Source organism: Photobacterium sp. Ph5, from assembly GCF_022129445.1.
Classification (GTDB): Bacteria; Pseudomonadota; Gammaproteobacteria; order Enterobacterales; family Vibrionaceae; genus Photobacterium.
Genome location: NZ_JADQAQ010000111.1, coordinates 1 through 1,907 on the forward strand (window position 1 = coordinate 1; position 1,907 = coordinate 1,907).

General features: G+C 43.8%; 1 protein-coding gene. It reads right to left on the minus strand.

The features are described from left to right. The coding region (locus I3259_RS20140) for an Orn/Lys/Arg decarboxylase N-terminal domain-containing protein (protein ID WP_238031440.1) at positions 1 to 1,865 on the minus strand (1,865 nt) is incomplete at its 3' end. Between the last annotated feature and the right edge of the window lie 42 nt (positions 1,866 to 1,907).

Genomic DNA, 1,907 nt, shown 5'->3' on the forward strand with positions numbered 1-1,907 from the left:
GCTGATGCAACTAGCTCAGGCAGTAGTGTTTCGATATCTGCGTTAGCATCGTAGTGACGCTTGAATGACAACAATGTGTTGATCAATGTGTCACGCTTACCTTTAGTAATACCCATTGAGAATAGGAACATTACTTGGAAGTCAGTAGTACGTGTTGGTACGATACCGAAACGACCTAGGTATGCAGTCACAAGCGCTGCTGGAACACCTGTTTCTAGGAAGTTACCGTTGTCGTCAAGTCCAGGAGTTAGAAGACTAACTTTGATTGGATCAAGCATACACCAGTCATTGTCGATTTCGTCAAAGCCGTGCCACTTGTCTCCAGGAGTTAGTTTCCAGTTCTCTTGGATAGTCATTAGAGACTCAACAGATGCGTCTTCAAAGTTAACCTTGTCACCGTTCATTTCTGTAACGGTTTCAGCGTTCCAAGGTTTGAAGAACCAATCGTTGTCATTGGTGTAGTTGTTGAATAGCTGACGCATGTTTTGACGGAAGATGATCGCTTCGCGGTTTACTTCGTCAGTCAGTGTTTTACCACTTTCACCTTTCATCATGTTAGCTGCAACATCGTTAGACGCACAGATTGCGTATAGTGGCGATGTTGAAGTGTGCATCATGTATGCTTGGTTGAAACGGTCAAAGTTGATCGCGTCTTCACCGTTACGTACGTGAATGTATGATGCTTGAGACAATGCATTCAATAACTTGTGAGTTGAGTGAGTTGCAAATACTGTTGGACCTTTGTGGTCTTTAGCATCGCCACGCATTGCGAAGTGACCCTTGTAGATAGGGTTAAAACGTGCGTAACCGAACCATGCTTCATCCATGTGAATACGGCTAGAGCTTTCGCCTAGTAGCGATTCAGTCACTTCAGAGTGGTAACATAAACCGTCGTAAGTACAGTTAGTTACAACCGCGTAGCCTGCTTTTTTCTCATCAGCGTTGAAAGGAATGCCAGCATTTTTAGCTTTAAGTGCAATGCCTTCTTTGCTCATTTGAACTTGGCTGATTGGACCGATAATACCGTAACAGTTACGGCTAGGTACCATGTAGATAGGGCGTGCACCCGTTAAGATCAGACCTTGCTCGATTGATTTGTGACAGTTACGGTCACAAATAGCGATGTCGTCATCTTTCAAACATGCTTGCATGATTGTGCGGTTTGAACCAGAAGTACCTACGATACCAGAGTAAGATTGGTGAGCACCAAATACTTTAGCCGCTTCAACTTCTGAATCTTTGAATGCGCCGCTGTGGTCAAGTAGAGAACCTAGTGCTGCACGTTCGATACCCATATCGGTACGGAATAGATTTTCGCCGAAGAATTCGAAGAATTGGTTACCAGCAGGGGTCTTAGTAAAACCGATACCACCTTGGTGACCAGGCGCAGACCATGAGTACTCATGGATGTCGTTGTAGTGCATCATCGCTTTCATGAAAGGCGGTAGCACTTGTGAGCGGTAACGACGCATAGCAGCAACGATACGACCTGCAACGAAATCTGCAGTGTCTTCTAGTACAGAGTAACACTCATCAACACGTTCCATTAACTGGCGGTTGTTAAGAATAGAAGTACGAGCGCGTTCTGCTAGTAGAAATACTGGCACTTCAGGTTGACGTGCTTGTAGTGCTGCTAACAAATCAACTTCTTCATGAGAGTTAACGATTTGCTCTTCAGTTTTTTCTAGTGCTAATACAAGGCTATCGATTTGAGATGCCATGATAACTGCACGTGCATCTTCGTAAGAAGTTGCTGTAACGATTTCGATAGTGCGGCTTTCTAATTCAGCGATTAATGATTTAGTTGCACGATCTGCAAAGCTGTTTGGAGTAATGTTTTGGTGCTCAATAACGAGAGCACGCATTTTATTTGTACTATTATTGTTGTTCATAATAACGCCTGAATA